The organism is Acetivibrio straminisolvens JCM 21531 (assembly GCF_000521465.1).
Lineage (GTDB): Bacteria > Bacillota > Clostridia > Acetivibrionales > Acetivibrionaceae > Hungateiclostridium > Hungateiclostridium straminisolvens.
This window is the reverse complement of record NZ_BAVR01000139.1, coordinates 1-1,853: the sequence shown is the minus strand read 5'-3', so window position 1 is coordinate 1,853 and position 1,853 is coordinate 1. Positions and strand designations below refer to the sequence as shown.

The 1,853-nt window shown below is 43.4% G+C and carries 3 protein-coding genes; all 3 read right to left on the bottom strand.

Features of this window, described 5'->3' with window-relative positions; genetic code table 11:
* Window positions 1-480 (bottom strand): IS110 family transposase (locus JCM21531_RS17075; RefSeq protein WP_038291619.1); only part of this gene is annotated, 480 nt, incomplete at its 3' end.
* Window positions 481-831: 351 nt separating this feature from the next.
* Complete coding sequence (locus tag JCM21531_RS17070) at window positions 832-1,059, bottom strand: hypothetical protein (protein WP_243467892.1); 228 nt, start codon at window positions 1,057-1,059, stop codon at window positions 832-834.
* Between the two features lie 393 nt (window positions 1,060-1,452).
* The coding region (locus JCM21531_RS17065; protein ID WP_038291616.1) for a phage major capsid protein at window positions 1,453-1,853 on the bottom strand (401 nt) is incomplete at its 5' end.

Below are 1,853 nucleotides of genomic sequence, written 5' to 3'. Positions count from 1 at the left end.
ACTTTTTACAATCAAATCCCGCCTTTTAACTATCTGCCGTATTGTCCAGAATATATCCTCATGTTTGGCATCCTGCAGAGTGTCTACCATATCCCGGAGAACCCTTGCCACACAATAGGCATCATAGGAGTCATCCTTGTAAATGATAGGGTTTGCAAGCCTTACAGCGCTTGTATATGCAGGGTTTACGTGCTTTACTTCAAACTTCCTGCCCACCAGATAGGCAGCAAGGTTTCTGCCAAAGCCTCTGGTATCTTCAAGTCCGAATACAATTTCCTTTGTGCCGCAAATCTTCCTAACATCCTCAACAAATGCAGGGTATCTGGATGGTCTATTCTCAAAGTTAATCTCACCCAGTTTATTCATCCAGCAATCTATAACAACTGCACAGTGGGTATCCTTGTGCATATCAATTCCAACAAAGCAGGTGTTTCGTTTATGATAAATATTTATCCTCTCCTTTTCCAATGTCTCCACCACTCATACCGGCAACCTCAATTTAAGAGCGTTAGATTCGATTAGGGACATTTCTTGTAAAGAAGTGTCCCTTAACCTTAATCCTCGCAAGGGAACGCCAACCTATCTATTCCTGGTGTGACAAATTACGTGATTTAAGGCATCACGAGCCTTAGTTCAAATTTCTTAATGTTCTTCTACTGCTTCGCTTGGACACTAATTTCTTAATGCTTCTGACCAATAAATTTCTGTATTGATAACTGCTGCAACCTTTCAAATTCCTCTTTACTTGCCCCTTTTGTTTCAATAAAGCTTACGGCTGCAACCTACGCTTTTACGTTTCAGGGAGCAATACAGAGGCCTTTTTACTGGCTACTAAACCTTTTTCCAGCCTTTTGCTTTTAGGCTTTCCTGTGTGTAATCTTCCGGCCTGTAGTTCTCCAAGGTTTTTCTGCACTTGATGTTTTCGTACAGAATTAAATCCCCTTTGAGAACCAGCTTCTTTATCCAGCCGCTGGGCAACAATTTTTCCCATACTTCACATTGAATACCGGCAAAATACAACTCCAGCGCCCTTTCAATAATGGCATTGGCACCGGACAAACCCTCTTCTTCGGCAAGTGCTTGGCTTGATTTAATAAGGCTTCCTCTATGGTTGTGGTAATCTTTGCTCTCACGCTTTCACCCCTTCCTACGGTTAAAGCCTTCACTCCGCAGTAACATTCATCACTCTGAACCGCTGATATAGCAAGTCAATTATGCTTGTAAATGCAATATTTATAAGCTTTTAATGGTTCGAAGCATTCCAGTGGGTAGGAGAACTACCCACTGTTAAATAGTCTGTTAAGCAGGAGCAGAGCTTCCTATTTTCTCATTTTGGGCGGTTTCACCCTAAGTATTGCTTAGGCTCAAATTGGGTTCTGTGGCAATAATATAAGCCGCAATCACCTCAGCTAATATGAGTTCAATGGTGGCTTTGGCTAAAATTTCCGCAGACTATCTTGCCTCCAGAGCCACTGCCCATGAGAGTGTTGCTCCGTTTTTCGGTGTTATAGGTTTATCCCAGGTTCCCTGACCATCTACACGCACAATCACCCTGTAGTCGGTCATATCCTCCATCCAGCCTGGAACATTGGAGCGGTCAAGAGCGATCTCTTTCCTCATGCCTATGGCATACTGGCTAAGGTCTGCGAGGATTAAATCTCCCTTAGCACCCAATGCGGGGCATTTCTCAGTGAATAAAACCTCTTTACCCAGAAGTGTGAATTTCCCGCTCTCTTCCCTGAATACCGGTATCTGAGCGCCACCGGTACCAATGGTAATGGTCATGGTAAGTAGTTGTGGTATTACTGATGGATTGGCAAGCCATACTGCATTGGTAAAACAGGATGGAGCGA